16 protein-coding genes and 1 pseudogene are annotated in these 14,349 nt (G+C 62.7%); 8 read left to right on the top strand and 9 right to left on the bottom strand.

From position 1 onward, the window contains the following. Positions 1 to 737 (top strand): CoA ester lyase (locus tag EOA36_RS10320; RefSeq protein WP_145969142.1); only part of this gene is annotated, 737 nt, incomplete at its 5' end. Positions 738 to 740: 3 nt separating this feature from the next. Here the strand turns inward: EOA36_RS10320 and EOA36_RS10315 are convergent. Together EOA36_RS10315 and EOA36_RS10310 are read right to left on the bottom strand one after the other, a co-directional pair. Then, positions 741 to 1,349, bottom strand: a complete 609-nt coding sequence (locus EOA36_RS10315) for a flavin reductase family protein (protein ID WP_127277448.1) — start codon at positions 1,347 to 1,349, stop codon at positions 741 to 743. Beyond that, positions 1,349 to 1,933 carry a nitroreductase gene (locus EOA36_RS10310; RefSeq protein ID WP_127277445.1) on the bottom strand — a complete coding sequence of 195 codons (585 nt, stop codon included), beginning with the start codon at positions 1,931 to 1,933 and terminating at the stop codon, positions 1,349 to 1,351. Before EOA36_RS10310 ends, EOA36_RS10315 begins: the two co-directional genes overlap by 1 nt. A gap of 154 nt (positions 1,934 to 2,087) precedes the next feature. Here EOA36_RS10310 and EOA36_RS10305 point away from each other — a divergent pair, with 154 nt between their 5' ends. Beyond that, on the top strand, positions 2,088 to 3,050 hold the full coding sequence (locus EOA36_RS10305) for a hypothetical protein (protein ID WP_127277443.1): 963 nt from the start codon (positions 2,088 to 2,090) through the stop codon (positions 3,048 to 3,050). A gap of 102 nt (positions 3,051 to 3,152) precedes the next feature. On the opposite strand, the gene EOA36_RS10300 is transcribed toward EOA36_RS10305, so the two are convergent. Both EOA36_RS10300 and thrS read right to left on the bottom strand, forming a co-directional pair. After that, positions 3,153 to 4,091: a GNAT family N-acetyltransferase gene (locus tag EOA36_RS10300; RefSeq protein WP_127277441.1), complete on the bottom strand. Its 939-nt coding sequence runs from the start codon at positions 4,089 to 4,091 to the stop codon at positions 3,153 to 3,155. Between the two features lie 85 nt (positions 4,092 to 4,176). After that, positions 4,177 to 6,153, bottom strand: coding sequence for a threonine--tRNA ligase (thrS, locus tag EOA36_RS10295; protein ID WP_127277439.1), 1,977 nt, complete (start codon positions 6,151 to 6,153; stop codon positions 4,177 to 4,179). Positions 6,154 to 6,197: 44 nt separating this feature from the next. Between thrS and EOA36_RS10290 the strand changes: the two genes are divergently transcribed. Beyond that, the gene (locus EOA36_RS10290) at positions 6,198 to 7,259 is read left to right on the top strand and encodes a class I SAM-dependent methyltransferase (RefSeq protein ID WP_245464310.1); all 1,062 of its coding nucleotides are present in this window, start codon (positions 6,198 to 6,200) and stop codon (positions 7,257 to 7,259) included. A gap of 80 nt (positions 7,260 to 7,339) precedes the next feature. Here the strand turns inward: EOA36_RS10290 and blaOXA are convergent, their stop codons facing one another. Both blaOXA and yidD read right to left on the bottom strand, forming a co-directional pair. After that, on the bottom strand, positions 7,340 to 8,158 hold the full coding sequence (blaOXA, locus tag EOA36_RS10285) for a class D beta-lactamase (RefSeq protein ID WP_127277437.1): 819 nt from the start codon (positions 8,156 to 8,158) through the stop codon (positions 7,340 to 7,342). Between the two features lie 147 nt (positions 8,159 to 8,305). After that, a complete protein-coding gene (yidD, locus tag EOA36_RS10280) occupies positions 8,306 to 8,680 on the bottom strand; it encodes a membrane protein insertion efficiency factor YidD (RefSeq protein WP_127277435.1) in 375 nt (124 codons plus the stop codon). A gap of 322 nt (positions 8,681 to 9,002) precedes the next feature. On the opposite strand from yidD, the gene EOA36_RS10275 reads away from it, so the two are divergent. Then, the gene (locus tag EOA36_RS10275) at positions 9,003 to 9,920 is read left to right on the top strand and encodes a LysR substrate-binding domain-containing protein (protein WP_127277433.1); all 918 of its coding nucleotides are present in this window, start codon (positions 9,003 to 9,005) and stop codon (positions 9,918 to 9,920) included. 22 nt (positions 9,921 to 9,942) lie between these two features. Here EOA36_RS10275 and EOA36_RS10270 read toward each other — a convergent pair whose 3' ends face one another. Both EOA36_RS10270 and EOA36_RS10265 read right to left on the bottom strand, forming a co-directional pair. Beyond that, complete coding sequence (locus EOA36_RS10270; protein WP_127277430.1) at positions 9,943 to 10,365, bottom strand: cell envelope integrity protein TolA; 423 nt, start codon at positions 10,363 to 10,365, stop codon at positions 9,943 to 9,945. A gap of 71 nt (positions 10,366 to 10,436) precedes the next feature. After that, positions 10,437 to 10,883: an iron-sulfur cluster assembly scaffold protein gene (locus EOA36_RS10265; RefSeq protein WP_127277427.1), complete on the bottom strand. Its 447-nt coding sequence runs from the start codon at positions 10,881 to 10,883 to the stop codon at positions 10,437 to 10,439. Between the two features lie 239 nt (positions 10,884 to 11,122). Here EOA36_RS10265 and folE point away from each other — a divergent pair, with 239 nt between their 5' ends. The 4 genes from folE (at position 11,123) to EOA36_RS10245 (ending at position 13,963) form a co-directional block, all read left to right on the top strand. Further along, entirely contained in the window at positions 11,123 to 11,758 is a 636-nt protein-coding gene (folE, locus tag EOA36_RS10260) for a GTP cyclohydrolase I FolE (RefSeq protein ID WP_127277424.1), read from the top strand. Between the two features lie 42 nt (positions 11,759 to 11,800). Continuing rightward, complete coding sequence (hisI, locus tag EOA36_RS10255) at positions 11,801 to 12,262, top strand: phosphoribosyl-AMP cyclohydrolase (protein WP_127277422.1); 462 nt, start codon at positions 11,801 to 11,803, stop codon at positions 12,260 to 12,262. 84 nt (positions 12,263 to 12,346) lie between these two features. Next, complete coding sequence (locus EOA36_RS10250; RefSeq protein WP_127277419.1) at positions 12,347 to 13,318, top strand: patatin family protein; 972 nt, start codon at positions 12,347 to 12,349, stop codon at positions 13,316 to 13,318. A gap of 87 nt (positions 13,319 to 13,405) precedes the next feature. Beyond that, the gene (locus tag EOA36_RS10245; RefSeq protein ID WP_127277416.1) at positions 13,406 to 13,963 is read left to right on the top strand and encodes a dihydrofolate reductase family protein; all 558 of its coding nucleotides are present in this window, start codon (positions 13,406 to 13,408) and stop codon (positions 13,961 to 13,963) included. Between the two features lie 23 nt (positions 13,964 to 13,986). Here the strand turns inward: EOA36_RS10245 and EOA36_RS10240 are convergent. Beyond that, positions 13,987 to 14,349 (bottom strand): annotated as a pseudogene (locus EOA36_RS10240) (single-stranded-DNA-specific exonuclease RecJ); the annotation flags it as partial.

Raw genomic sequence — 14,349 nt, 5'->3', positions numbered from 1 at the left:
TCATCCTCGAACGCAGGGGGCAAACCAACCCGGCGATCTATGTCAGGGTCAATGACCTCTCGACCGGGCTGACGGACGATGATCTTGCCAAGCTCGTTCCGGCAAGGCCGGACGGCATCATGCTGCCAAAATCGAACAGCGGCCAGGATATGCAGCAGCTCGCAGCCAAGCTCAGGGTTCGCGAGGCCGAGAACGATCTGCCCGACGGTTCGATAAAAATCCTGCCGATCATCACCGAAACTCCGGCGGGCCTGCTGGCGGCCGCGACCTATGCCGGCGCAAGCGTGCGGCTTGCCGGCCTGACCTGGGGCGCGGAAGACCTGTCGGCCGCGGTCGGCGCGCGTGCGGCCCGCGACGAGCGCGGCCACTACACCGACCTCTTCCGTCACGCCCGCCTGACAACCATCCTCGCGGCCGGGGCCGCGGAGGTCGCCGCGATCGACACCGTGTTTCCGAATTTTCGCGACATGGCGGCCTTCGCCGTGGAATGCACCGAGGCCGAACGCGACGGCTTCACCGGCAAGATGGCGATCCACCCGGATCAGGTGCCCGTCATCAACACCGCCTTCACGCCCTCGGCCGCGGCGGTGAAACAGTCGGCGGCCATCGTTGCGGCGTTCGAGGCAGCGGGAAATCCCGGCGTCGTCGGCATCGACGGCAAGATGTTCGACCGCCCGCATCTGCGGCTGGCCGAACGGCTTCTGGCGCGCGCAAGGGCGGCCGGTATACACGTCTGACAGCTACTTTTGTTCCCAGCGCGGTCGGCGCATCGAAAAGACCTCGTCGACGCTGGCATAGTCCATATAGCCGAGACGAGCGACATTGCCGGCCTTGGTGATGTCGAACAGGCCATCCTTCAGGAAGGCATCGTCGATGTGCACGCCGATCACTTCACCTGCGACGACGACGGCGCTCGTCGGCGATCCGTCGAGCGCCTTTGGGCGAAACACTTCCGTCACCCGGCATTCGAGCGCCGCGGGTGCCGCCGCCACGCGCGGCGGCCTGACGAGACGCGACGGCGCCATGGCGAGATCGGCATAGACGAACTCGTTGACCCCGCGCGGCGCGGCGACGGACGTGTAATTCATCTTCTCCGCAAGGTCGCGGCTGACCAGATTGGCGACGAACTCGCCGGTTTCCTGCGCGAACGAGGCGCTGTCCTTCTCGCCCTCGGAGGAAAACCAGACGATGAAAGGCCGGGTCGAGACGGCGTTGAAGAAGGAGTATGGCGCGAGATTGACCTCGCCGGCCTTGTTCAGCGTCGATATCCAGCCGATCGGACGCGGCGCCACGATCGCCTTCGAAGGATCATGCGGCAGTCCGTGCCCCTTGGACGGCTCGTAGAACATCAGTCCGCCCAAGGTCCGGCGTAATCGGCATAGAGCTTGGCCGGATCGGGCCGTGGCCGCTCCGGCGCCGGACCCGCATAAGAGCCGATATGGATGAAACCAACGACTCGCTCCTGCGGCGCCAGTCCGAGGATCGCCCTGCCCTCCGGCACGTCGGAATACCAGTTGCTGATCATGTTGGTGCCGTAGCCAAGCGCATTGGCAGATATCATCAGATTCAGCGCCGCCATGCCTCCGGACAGGAACATCTCCCATTGCGGGATTTTCGGGTTCTCCCTGGGAATTGACACGACACCGATCACCAGCGGCGCGCGCGAGAACCGCGCCAGTTCCTGGTTGCGGCGGCCTTCCGTCAACGGTCCTTCACGTTGTTCAGCCAGCGCCGCCAGTTGTCTGCCGATCTCGATGCGGGCCTCGCCGCGATAGAGGATGAAGCGCCAGGGTTCAAGCCGTCCATGGTCGGGCACGCGTGTGGCGGCGGCAATCATCGTGGCGATATCGGCGTCGCTGGGCGCAGGCTCCTTGAGATCGGGAATCGGCGCTGAATTTCGGGTCAGCAGGAAGTCGATGATCGGCGACGCCATGGGCGCAAGTCTCCTGGACATTCTGTTTTGAGCTGAAGCGCACCATCGGGAATTCGGGCGGCTCGGGCAAAGGCGCGCTAGCGCCGGGCTGAAGAGTCACGGATCGGACTCTTAAGCCTTGAAATTGCCACCGCCATGGGCTTCAACGCAAGGCATGTTTGAGGGGCGACTGCGTCTTTTCCTGGTCCGGCTCTGCGCCGCGCTGTTCCTGCTGCCGGTCTCCATGGCTGTCGCGCAGGAAAAGGATGGCGTTGGCGACCTGAAACTTCCCGGAATTTCGAGCTATGCGACGCCCAAGAGCGGGACCCCGCTGGCGCTTGGCGGCGGTGGCGCCATCACCCTGTCGGCCCAGTTGACCGACAAGGGCACCGACATCACCCGCGGTCTCGTCTGGCGCGTCTTCAAGCCTGAAGCCGTCAACGGCAAATTGCCGATGGTCGCCTCCGCGCATGGCGGCAGCGCCGTCTTTCAGCTCGAACCCGGCAGCTATCTGGTCCACGCCTCTTATGGCCGCGCCGGCGCCACCAAGCGCATCACCGTCGGCAAGGAAGCCAAGCGAGAAAGCCTGGTGCTCGATGCCGGCGGCCTGAAGCTCGACGCGGTCCTGTCCGGAGGCGTGCGCATTCCGCCGAAAAAACTGCGCTTCTCGATCTATGAGGGCACCGCCGAGGCCAATGGCGACCGCGCGCTGATCATCCCCGATGTCGAACCCAACAGTGTCGTGCGGCTCAATGCCGGCATCTACCACGTCGTCTCGACCTATGGCGCGGTCAATGCCGTCATCCGCTCCGACATCCGCGTCGAGGCCGGCAAGCTGACCGAAGCCACCGTCGAGCATCACGCGGCCGAAATCACGATGAAGCTGGTGCGCGAAGCGGGCGGCGAAGCGATCGCCGACACATCCTGGTCACTGCTCAACGAATCCGGCGATCCGATCAAGGAAACCGTCGGCGCTTTCGCCTCGATGGTGCTTGCGGAAGGCGACTACACCATCATCGCCAAGAACCGCGACCGTATCTATCAGAAGGATTTCACGGTCGTGGGCGGGCAGAACCAGGAGATCGAGGTTCTCGCCACCGAAGCAGCGGCCATGGATCCGGAAGAAGGCGCGGACTGAAGCAATTCCAGCAAAGGTGCGAAGCGGTTTCGCGTCCGGAATTGCGTAAAAGCAAAGAGACGGCGCATTGGAGGCGATCTCGTTTTCGCCGGAGATGCCCTTTCAGGCCGCCAGTTTCGTTCGAGCCGGCAGGAAAGGAATGCGCCGACGCGGCAGCTCTGGCGCCAGGTCGAACACGCCGCGATAAAGGCGATCGAGCAACGCTTTGCGGTCGCGCAACGGCTCCAGATCGCTCCAGCTGAGTACATCGCCGACGCGCACCTCGATCGCCTTGCCGGACAACCGCGCGAATTCACGGATGAGCAGCGAGGTGCGCAAGGTCAGCGAGGCCTTGCCGACGAATTTGGCCACACGCCCGTCGCGCTCGGCCATGTTCATCGGCCCGCTGACCAGATGGAAAAGCCTGCCGTTCTGCCCGGAGAAATGCATGGGAATGACCGATGCCTTGGCTTCCTGGACGAGACGGGCCGGAAACATCTTCCATGGCAGGTCGCGCGCCCGGCCAAAACCCTTTGGCGCGGTGGCGACGCCGCCGGCCGGAAACACCACGATGGTGACACCTTCCTTGAGCAGCCGAACCGCTTCATGGCGCACCGCCATGTTGTTCTTCACAGCTTCCTTGGTCTCGGAAAAGTCGATTGGCAGCGAATAGGGCCCCATCTCGCGAATCCTGAGCAGATCCTTGTGGATCATCACTCGAAAAGGTCGCCCGAGTTGCTCTGCCAGTGACAGCACGGCGATGCCGTCGCCAATGCCGAAGGGATGGTTGGCAATGATCACCAGCGGCGTGTCGGGCAATTGCGCGGGCGGCCATTGGTCGGGCGTTCGCACGCCTACATCGATGAGGTCCAGCATGCGGCTGAACACACGCTCACCGGTCGGCACAACCTGATGGCGCCAGAATTCATAGAGCGCTGCGAACCGGTCGCGGCCCGAAAGGCCTTCCACCGAATGAATGAACCAGCGCGCCAGAGCCGGCTGGTGCGGGTTGGCATAGGAAAGCTCGGGAAATGGTCGTTCGCGCGATTTCAGCTTGAGCATAGCGTTCCGGTACAACATCGCCGTGACAGGGATATGAAAATGGCGGTGGATCGCTCCACCGCCATTCGATCGAAAACAGTCCGAATCAAGCAGCGCGCTTGCGTCGGCGATCAGGTGTGACCGCTTCTTCGGTCAGCCGTTCGATCGCTTCGGCAAGGCCAAGCGATTCCTGGTCGCGCGAACCGAGCCGGCGGATATTGACGGTCTGCTCCTCCGCCTCGCGCTTGCCGCAGACGAGGATGACCGGCACCTTGGCCAGGCTGTGCTCACGGACCTTGTAGTTGATCTTCTCGTTGCGCAGATCGGCTTCCGCCAACAGCCCGGCGGCTTTCAGCTTCGCCACGACCTCGTTCGCATAGCTGTCGGCGTCCGACGTGATGGTCGCCACCACCACCTGCAGCGGTGCGAACCACAGCGGGAAATGGCCGGAATAGTTCTCGATCAGGATGCCGAGGAACCGCTCCATCGAGCCGCAGATGGCGCGATGCACCATGACAGGCTGCTTCTTCTCGGAATCCGAGCCGATGTAGAAGGCGCCAAAACGCTCCGGCAGGTTGAAGTCGACCTGCGTCGTGCCGCATTGCCATTCGCGGCCGATCGCATCCTTCAGCACATATTCGAACTTCGGCCCGTAGAAGGCGCCCTCGCCCGGATTGATCGAGGTCTTGATCCGATTGCCGGAGCGCGTCCTGATCGTTTCCAGCACGCTGCCCATGATCGCCTCGGCATGATCCCATGCCTCGTCGGTGCCGACGCGCTTGTCCGGCCGCGTCGACAGCTTGACGCTGATTTCGTCGAAACCGAAATCGGCGTAGGTCGACAGGATCAGGTCGTTGATGCGCAAGCACTCGGAAGCCAACTGTTCCTCGGTGCAGAAGATATGCGCATCGTCCTGTGTGAAGCCGCGCACGCGCATCAGCCCGTGCAGCGCGCCCGATGGCTCGTAGCGATGCACATTGCCGAATTCCGCAAGTTTTACGGGTAGATCCCGGTATGACTTCAACCCATGCTTGAAAATCTGCACGTGACCCGGGCAGTTCATCGGCTTCAGCGCGAAGACACGGTCATCGTCGGTTTCATCGCCGGCGACCGTCACCTTGAACATGGCGTCGCGGTACCAGCCCCAGTGGCCCGACGTCTCCCACAGGCTCTTGTCGAGTACCTGGGGGGCATTGACCTCCTGATAGCCCTGCTCGTCGAGGCGGCGACGCATGTAGTTGACCAGGTTCTGGAACATCTTCCAGCCCTTGGCGTGCCAGAAAACCACGCCCGGCCCCTCTTCCTGGAAATGGAACAGGTCCATTTCGCGGCCAAGCTTGCGGTGGTCGCGCTTCTCGGCCTCCTCCAGCATCGTCTGGTAGGCCTCGAGCTGCGCCTGGTCGGCCCAGGCCGTGCCATAGATGCGTGTCAGCATCGGGTTGTTCGAATCGCCGCGCCAATAGGCGCCGGCCACCTTCATCAGCTTGAAGGCGTTGCCGATCTGGCCGGTCGAGGCCATGTGCGGACCACGGCAAAGGTCGAACCAGTCGCCCTGCGCATAGATCTTGAGATCCTGATCCTCGGGAATGGCGTCGATCAGTTCGAGCTTGTAGCGCTCGCCCTTGTCGGCAAAGACCTTTTTTGCCCTGTCGCGCGACCAGACCTCTTTGGTGAACGGCTTGTTGCGCGCGATGATCTCGCGCATCTTCTTCTCGATCACCGGGAAATCGTCCGGGGTGAACGGCTCGTTGCGGGCAAAGTCGTAATAGAATCCGTTCTCGATCACCGGCCCGATGGTCACCTGCGTGCCCGGCCACAATTCCTGCACGGCTTCTGCCAGCACATGCGCGGTGTCATGGCGGATGAGTTCCAGCGCACGCGGGTCTTCGCGGGTGATGATCTCGACCTTGCCGGATTTGCCCACGGGATCACTGAGGTCGCGCACGGTGCCGTCGATGGCATAGGCCACGGCCTTCTTGGCCAGCGACTTGGAGATCGACTCGGCAAGGCCGGCACCGGTCATTGCCGCGTCATAGTCGCGGACGGAGCCATCGGGAAATGTCAGGGAAACGGAATTCAGCATATGGTTCTCCTATCCAGTCCCGCAAACGAGCGCGGGTGGTTGAAATGCATGTCGCCCAAAAATGTATGGCGGACCTGGATTACGACATGCACAAGATAAAGCCGGAAGCGCCAATCACATGGACAAACGGCAGCGCGCGGGTTTTAGAGGCAGTGCCGGGCCAGGTAAAGAGTGCTGACTGGCCCGGCCGTCAGGAAATGTCGGCAGAGATGTCGCAGACACGTCGCCCAGGCTTGCGCACATCCCCGCAATCGTCTGGAATTGTCGATATGGAAAACGCAACACCCAGCCGAACCGCCCTTGGCGTCGCCCGCATGAGGGCTCTGCATCAATTTTCACCGCAGGCAGGGTTGTTTCGCGATGCCTACGCGATCGCGATTCTGGGTGAAGCCGCTCCCGCGGCGCAGGAGCTTGAGCAGGAAGACGAGCGCCGCCTGCGCATGCGCCTGTTCGTGGCAGCGCGCGCCCGCTTCGCCGAGGACTGGCTGGCGGCGGCAGTGCGTCGCGGTGTCCGCCAACTCGTCGTACTTGGCGCCGGCCTCGATACGTTTTCGCTGCGCAATCCGTATCCGGACCTCAGCGTGTTCGAAGTCGATCACCCGGCCACGCAAGCCTGGAAACGCAAATGCATTGCCGATAGCGGTCTTGCCGAGCCAGCCGCCACCAGATTCGTGCCGGTCGATTTCGAGCGGCAAAGCCTGTCTGCGGAACTGGCCGAGGCCGGTTTGCAGTCGACCGCGCCGGCCTTCTTCATCTGGCTGGGGGTCGTACCCTACCTGACGAAGGAAGCGATCTTCAACACATTGTCCTGGATAGCCGGTATCCCCGGCTCGGAGGTCGTGTTCGACTACAGCGAGCCGACCGAGAACCGCGATGCGGCGGGACAGGCGGCCCAGGCCTTCCATGCGGCGCGCGTCGCGTCTGTCGGGGAGCCTTGGATCAGCTTCTTTGTTCCGGCAGAGCTGGCGAAATCCCTGACTGAACTCGGCTTCGACGAGATCGAAGATCTCAAGAGCGGCGATATCGCCGCTCGCTTTTCCGGAGCACCGAAGGCAATGACGAGCAATTCCGGCGGCCACATCATCCGCGCCCGCCGAAGCGCTTAAGCAAATCCAGGAAAAGCGTGCTGCGTTCTCCCGGGAGAAGCGCGTAGCGCTTCCCCTTGGGAATTGCGTGGAAATCAAACTCATTTCACCAGCTGCGGCAGGTCCTTCAGGAACGCGGCCCGTGTCGCCAACCCCTTCGGCATGTCGGTCCGCTTCGCATCGACGACGAGCCGGGCGAACACGATCTGGCGGCCATCTTTCCGCGCCCAGCCGACAAACCAGCCGAGCGAGCGCTTGTCCTTGCCGCCCTCGCCGAGCCTGGTGCTGCCGGTCTTGCCCTGAACGGCCCAATCGCCGGCCTTGAAGCTCGGTATGATGGCCCGTGTCATTTCATGCGCCTTGGCCGACACTGGCATCGTGCCGGCGAGCAGTTGCCGCAGGAAGGCGACCTGTTCGACCGGCGTGATCTCGAGCGAGGAGTTCACCCAGGAATGGGTCAGTCCGTCATCCTTGCCGGGTTTGCCGGAAACGTCGCCGTTGCCGTAGTTGAGCTTCGATACATAGCCGGCAAATTTCTCGGCTCCAAGCCTGCGGGTGATCTCGCGTGAGAACCAGATGATGGAATCACGTTCCCAGATCGTCGGATCGACGGTTTTCTGGTCGCGCTTCACCGCCTTGAACTCAGGGTTGTAGTCCCATGCCGGAGTGTGTTGATCGGTGAGGATGCCTGCGTCGTAGCCGATCAGCGAAAGCGGCACCTTGAACGTCGATGCCGGGCTGAAGCGCTGGTCGCAGGTACCATCCTGGTAAAGCGTCTTGCCGCTCTGGGCGTCGGCGATGAGCGTACAATGCACATCCGCGAGCGGCGCCGATTGAGCACGCATCGGAAATCCCAACAGCCAGGCAAGCAGGAACAGGATTCCGGCAAAGATGAAGGGAAGACGGTCGATGTTGCGCATGGGATGCTCGCTCCAGGAGGGGTTCGCGAGCGGGCTTAGCGAGGGCTCTTGTCTCGATTTTGTCTCAAATGCGCAGTTGTTGTGCAGGCGAGCGTTAACCCTACCGGATCGTAAACCGGCGCGGCTGGCGCCGCGTGAGCAGCTTCCTCATCCCTGCGCTTCGCCTCGCTTACGGCCGATCCCCCAGTACCGCCATGGCATGAACCAGGCATAACGGGGCGCCAGAACCTCCGGCACGAGGTCGATGCCGTGCGTGCCGAATGGACCGCAGCGCAGCACGCGGAACAACCCCATCCAGCCACCGGCCCAAAGACCATGACGGGCGATTGCCTCATGCGCATATTCCGAACAGGTCGGCAGATGCCGGCAGGAATTGCCGACAAAGCTGGACAGCGTCAGTTGGTAAAGCCGCACGAGCGAGGTGCCGAGCACGCGGCCGGGCGTCTTGCGCCAAGGGCCGGGCCAATTGCGGCCGCGCCTCGACGCTCCGGCTGTATGCGCATGCCCGTGCTGGTCGCCCACTGCGATCTCCGCGTTTCCAGCTGATAGATGTGCGCTTGCGCCGGAGAACGCAATCCCGCTCGCCCCGCCGTCACGGGCGGTAACGGCGAAATGGCTGCCGGTCGACCGGAGGTGCCCACCGGCCAGGGTGGGGCCACTCGTCGTGATGCCTTGCATCGCGTCTTTCGTCACGCCATTGAAACGTCGCGATCCGCATGACATCGCCAAGGATGTTCAGAAACTGGACCATGGCCGTGTCTCCTTTGACCGGATTAGACCGCTGCTGGCCTTCGCCTTCAAACGAGTATAATTTCCGCTTCGGATAATCCTGGGTTATGCGAAAATGAAGCGTGGACGCCTGCCTCTGACGGCATTGAGGAGCTTCGAGGCGGCTGGGCGGCATTTGAGCTTCAGCAAGGCCGCCGAGGAGCTTTTCGTCTCACAGGCGGCGATCAGCCGGCAGATCCGCGAACTCGAAACCTTCCTGCGCCAACCGCTTTTCGAACGGCACCATCGCCGCGTCGAACTGACGGATGCGGGCCGCCGGCTGCTTGCTCAACTGATGACGAGTTTCGATGCAATTGACCGCCTGCTCGGCGATCTGGCCGCCAGCCCGGCCCAGTTCGTGGTTCGCGTCAGCGTTGAACCTTCGCTCGCAGCGGTGTGGCTGGTGCCGAGGCTCAACCGGTTCCGGCAGTTGCGGCCCGACATCGACGTTTCCCTCGAAGTCGACCCAAGGCTGATCGAGTTCCGCAGCGACCAGCCCGAACTTGCCTTGCGTTTCAGCTCGCGCTCGACGTCATGGCCCCGTAGCGAGGCCGAACGGCTGGCTTCAACGGTCGATTCGCCGGTTCTGTCGCCGGCGCTGCTTTCATCGGGCCCGGCCCTCGAGAAGCCGGCCGACCTTGCTCGCTTCACGCTTTTGCACGAGGAAAACCGCCAGGGTTGGGCGCGCTGGTTCGAGGCGGCGGGCGTGCCGGCCGATGCGGTGCCCGCGCGGGGCCCGATGCTTGCGGACGCCTCGCTCTCGAAGCAGGCCGCGCTGCTTGGACATGGGGTGGCGCTGGGCGATCTCCTGCAGATTGGCGAAGAATTGGCGACCGGGGTACTGGTCAAGCCGTTCGACATCGATGTCGCGTCCGGCGCCTATTGGCTGGTGGCCAGGAGTTTGCACGATCTCTCCGAACCGGCCGCGGCCTTCGCCGATTGGCTGAGGGGCGAGTTTGCCGACAGCAGGAAGGCGGTGAAAGCGCCGGCCTGAGACGCTGCCTGGCAAGAATCCGCTACTTTGCCTTGTATTTTTCGAGACGTTTATCGAGGTCGTTGACGTTCACGGGAGGATGTAACGCCGCTGGGTCGTCTGCCGGGTTGAACGTGACGACGATGTCGCGCCACAAATCATAGTGGGCGGCGTAGGATGCCAGCCCGGAAAACGGCGCGCAACGCGTGATTGCCCGAATGGCGGCTTCGGCTACCTTATCCCGTGGCGGTGTCACGGGGCCGACGATTTTTGGCGGGCCGGCGAGCGATCCGTCCTTGTTCAAGCTGATCCGAACGCGTGCAATGCTTGTGGTATTGGCAGGCATGCTCCAACAGGCTTGGATAGCCTTCTGAAGATAGTCGCCGATATCGCGCTGGAGCGCTGGTTCCGCCCCGCACGAGCCGCCGCTCGACACAAGTGAAGCCGCAAGAATGCCGGCGAACATGAGGTTATTGCATGAATAACCGGCTGTGCCCTGGCTGGACCCGCCCGCCGCCGTAAGGCCAAAGCCCACGCTCAGGCCGCTTCGTCGGCGCGCTTCTTCTCGATCTGGCCGATCGCGTCGACCACCGCGTCGAAGGTCAGCATGGTGGACGCATGGCGCGCCTTGTAGTCGCGCACCGGCTCCAAATAGCTGAGGTCGGCGAAGCGGCCTTCCGGCGGCGCGCCGTTTTCCTTCAGCATCTTGAGCATGGTTTCGCGCACCGCCCGCAATTCCTCGGCGCTGGCGCCGACGACATGTTGCGCCATGATCGAGGACGATGCCTGGCCGAGCGCGCAGGCTTTCACGTCGTGGGCGAAGTCGGTAACCACGCCGTCCTCCATCTTGAGATCGACGGTAACGGTCGAACCGCACAGCTTGGAATGCGCCTTCGCGGTCGCGTCTGGATGATCGAGCCGGCCGATGCGGGCGATGTTTCCGGCAAAACCGAGAATTTTCGCGTTGTAGACGTCGTTGATCATATTTTCCAATCCGTCGCCGCCAAGCGAACAGCGATTGCCGTTGTTGCGTCTTTCATTCGCTCGGCACGACCATATATAATGCTGGCAGTCCGGTATCGACAAGGCGGCGAACGCCACCGTCCTTGCCGGGAAGTTCACGCCGCTTACGGGGCTGGAAACGGGGCGAGTTTCCGACACCGAAAGGTCGTGGTCCGTTCAACTCGTTCCTCCTGAGAGAGGAACTACGGGAGACGCCTTTTATGGATGCCGTCATCAAGAAGCTCATGCCCCAGTCCGCCTACATGGAAAAGCCGGTCACCGACCGCCCGAGCGAAGCCGAAGTCGAGGCTGCCGTGCACACCTTGCTACGTTGGACCGGCGACAATCCGGATCGCGAGGGTTTGATCGACACCCCCAAGCGCGTGGCCAAGGCCTACCGTGAAATGTTCGGCGGCTACGACATGTGCCCGGCGGACGAGCTCGGCCGCACCTTCGAGGAGGTCGCCGGCTACGATGACCTGGTCATCGTCAAGGACATCCAGTTCCATTCGCATTGCGAGCATCACATGGTGCCGATCATCGGCAAGGCGCATGTCGGCTATCTGCCCGATGGCAAGGTGGTCGGCTTGTCGAAGATCGCCCGCGTCGTCGATATCTTCGCCCATCGCCTGCAGACGCAGGAAGCGTTGACCGCGCAGATTGCCGGTGTCATCCAGGACGTACTCAACCCGCGCGGCGTCGCCGTCATGATCGAGGCCGAGCACATGTGCATGGCCATGCGCGGCATCCGCAAGCAGGGCTCAACCACGCTGACCTCAACCTTCACCGGCGTCTTCAAGGATACGCCTGAAGAGCAGGTTCGTTTTGTCACCATGGTGCGCGGCGGCGGGGCGTGAGCCCCTTGCCGACGTCACGGTCAACAGGAAAATAGACCTGATATGTCGGCACTGGAATTCCCAAAAGCTCCGTCAGACAAGAAGACCCTGGAAGAAGGCGCGGTGTTCTCGCCGCGCTTCGACGCCAACGGCCTGGTCACCGTCGTCGTCAGCGATGCCGCCGACGGCATGCTGCTGATGGTCGCGCATATGAATGCGCAAGCGCTGGCACTGACGCTGGAGACAGGCATCGCCCACTACTGGTCGCGCTCGCGCAACACGCTCTGGAAGAAGGGCGAAACCTCTGGCAATTTCCAGCATGTCGTCGAGATGCTCACGGATTGTGACCAGGATGCGTTGTGGTTGCGCGTGAAAGTGTTGGGCCACGACGCAACTTGTCACACTGGCCGACGTTCATGCTTTTATCGGACGGTGGGGCTGATCGACGGCAAGGGGACGCTTGCCGACGACGGCAGCAAGCCGCTGTTCGATGCGGAAAACACGTATCGGAAGCCATCAGCTTGAACCTTCTGCCTCACATCAACCACACAGATTCATCATTTCGATACGGCCCATCCGTATATTAGCTTTGGGACAAGGGAGATCATGATGCTCGAATGGGCGTCATTGCGTAGCAGACCAGACGTCAGGGAGGCCAACGGCCTGTCCTCGACCGGCGGCGCATCCGAAACAAAATCCCCCAAGAAAACAGGTATTTCGCTGGCGCTCGGCGGCGGTTGCGCCAGAGGCTGGGCGCATATCGGCGTGCTGCGCGCGCTCAATGAAGCCGGCATCGAAGTTTCGATGATTGCCGGTACCTCGATCGGTGCTCTGGTCGGCGGCTGTTATCTTGCCGGCAAACTGGATGAGCTGGAAGAGTTCGCCCGCAGCCTCACCAGACGGCGCATCTTCGGCCTGCTCGATCTCAACCTGCGCGGCAGCGGCCTCTTCGGCGGCATGAAACTGGACGCGCGCCTGCGCGAGCACGTGGCCGGTATCCGCTTCGACGATCTGCCAAAGCCGTTTGTCTGCGTCGCATCGGAAATCCGCACCGGCCACGAGATCTGGCTGTCGAGCGGTTCGCTGATCACGGCCATGCGCGCATCCTACGCACTGCCCGGCGTGTTCGAGCCGGTCGATTGCAATGGTCGTGTGCTGGTCGACGGCGCGCTGGTCAATCCGGTGCCCGTTTCGGTCTGCCGCGCCTACGAGCAGCCGCTCGTCGTGGCGGTCAACCTGCACTACGACCTGTTCGGCCGCGCCGCCGTGATCAAGCACAGTGCCGGCGAACTGGTTATCGAAAAGGACGCCCCAAGGCCCGGCCAGGTCAACGCCCAGCACCAATCGCACCAGACGCGTCTGGGCATCACCGGCGTGATGGTCGAAGCCTTCAACATCATCCAGGACCGCATTTCGCGCGCCAGGCTTGCCGGGGATCCGCCCGACATGTCGCTGCAGCCCAAGCTCAGCCATATCGGCCTGACCGAATTCCACCGGGCCGACGAAGCGATCCAGCTCGGTTACCAGGCGACGATGGCGCAGATCGGCGAACTGACACGGCTGCAGACGGTTCTCGCCTAGATCATCTAGCTCTATTCGCTTGCGCACAAACTGATTGCAAGATGCAATTGGTCATGGTGATCTGCGCCAATTGAAGCGGAGGTGCCGATGGCCAGGATTGTCTATTCCATGCTGACGTCGTTGGACGGCTACATCGCCCGATCGGACGAGGACATCGGCTTGCCGGTACCCGAAGCAGAGCTGCACCAGCATTTCAACGACATGATGAGACAGGCCTCCGCCGTGCTCGCGGGACGGCGCATGTACGAGACCATGCGCTTCTGGGACAGCCCTGAGCGCGAGACCGGCGCCACCGAGGTCGAGCGGGATTTTGCCCGTGCATGGCGGGAGACGCCGAAGATCGTCTTCTCGACCACGCTTCAGCAAGTCGGGGCCAATGCCCGGCTGGTGGATGACGATGCCGAGAACACGGTAAAGTCTCTCAAGGCACGGGCCGATGGCCTCGTCATCCTCGGCGGCGCCGATCTTGCGGCGTCCCTGGCACGAGCCGGTCTCATTGATGAATACCGGCTCTACATGCATCCTGTGGTGGTGGGTGGCGGCAAGCCATACTTCCAATCCGGCCTGTCGCTGACGCTGAAACCGCTCGGCACGGAAAGTCTTACCCAGGGCGTGACGTTGCTGCGTTATGCACCGGCCAGCTGAATTGCCCGGTTTCCGCCGCGCGGCTATGCCCGCGCAGCATCGATGATGCGAAACTGCACCGTGCGGTTGCCGTTCCAGTGATTGCCCGACAGCGAGCCGGCGACATGCACGGTCTTGCCTCGGTTCTTGAACAGGAATTCGCCAAGCACGGTGTCGACGGCGCGAAAGGCGATCGCCTGGATGCGGCCGCCGCTCTCCGACTGCAAATCAGCCCGAATATGGTTGGTGCCGACCGGCCTGATATCGACCAGCCGATGGCGCGGCAGCACGAAAACCGGCGCGACATGCCCGGCGCCGAAGGGGCCCGCCTTCTCCAGCGCGTCGAGCAGGCCGAGCGTCGCGCCTTCCGCGGCAAGCGCGCCGTCGATCGCCAGGCTTTCCTCATC

Origin of the sequence: Mesorhizobium sp. M8A.F.Ca.ET.021.01.1.1 (genome assembly GCF_003998025.1) — a bacterium.
Classification (GTDB): Bacteria; Pseudomonadota; Alphaproteobacteria; order Rhizobiales; family Rhizobiaceae; genus Mesorhizobium.
The sequence above is the reverse complement of the archived record's forward strand: the minus strand, read 5'-3'. Positions and strand labels throughout refer to the sequence as shown.

Coding starts and splice junctions, on each gene's coding strand:
- EOA36_RS10245 (WP_127277416.1), top strand. CDS start 13,406: ATGGCCAGGATTGTCTATTCCATGCTGACGTCGTTGGACGGCTACATC.
- EOA36_RS10265 (WP_127277427.1), bottom strand. CDS start 10,883: ATGATCAACGACGTCTACAACGCGAAAATTCTCGGTTTTGCCGGAAAC.
- EOA36_RS10270 (WP_127277430.1), bottom strand. CDS start 10,365: ATGTTCGCCGGCATTCTTGCGGCTTCACTTGTGTCGAGCGGCGGCTCG.
- EOA36_RS10290 (WP_245464310.1), top strand. CDS start 6,198: ATGCATGTCGCCCAAAAATGTATGGCGGACCTGGATTACGACATGCAC.
- thrS (WP_127277439.1), bottom strand. CDS start 6,153: ATGCTGAATTCCGTTTCCCTGACATTTCCCGATGGCTCCGTCCGCGAC.
- hisI (WP_127277422.1), top strand. CDS start 11,801: ATGTCGGCACTGGAATTCCCAAAAGCTCCGTCAGACAAGAAGACCCTG.
- EOA36_RS10315 (WP_127277448.1), bottom strand. CDS start 1,349: ATGTTCTACGAGCCGTCCAAGGGGCACGGACTGCCGCATGATCCTTCG.
- EOA36_RS10305 (WP_127277443.1), top strand. CDS start 2,088: ATGTTTGAGGGGCGACTGCGTCTTTTCCTGGTCCGGCTCTGCGCCGCG.
- EOA36_RS10250 (WP_127277419.1), top strand. CDS start 12,347: ATGCTCGAATGGGCGTCATTGCGTAGCAGACCAGACGTCAGGGAGGCC.
- EOA36_RS10310 (WP_127277445.1), bottom strand. CDS start 1,933: ATGGCGTCGCCGATCATCGACTTCCTGCTGACCCGAAATTCAGCGCCG.
- blaOXA (WP_127277437.1), bottom strand. CDS start 8,158: ATGCGCAACATCGACCGTCTTCCCTTCATCTTTGCCGGAATCCTGTTC.
- EOA36_RS10275 (WP_127277433.1), top strand. CDS start 9,003: ATGAAGCGTGGACGCCTGCCTCTGACGGCATTGAGGAGCTTCGAGGCG.
- EOA36_RS10300 (WP_127277441.1), bottom strand. CDS start 4,091: ATGCTCAAGCTGAAATCGCGCGAACGACCATTTCCCGAGCTTTCCTAT.
- folE (WP_127277424.1), top strand. CDS start 11,123: ATGGATGCCGTCATCAAGAAGCTCATGCCCCAGTCCGCCTACATGGAA.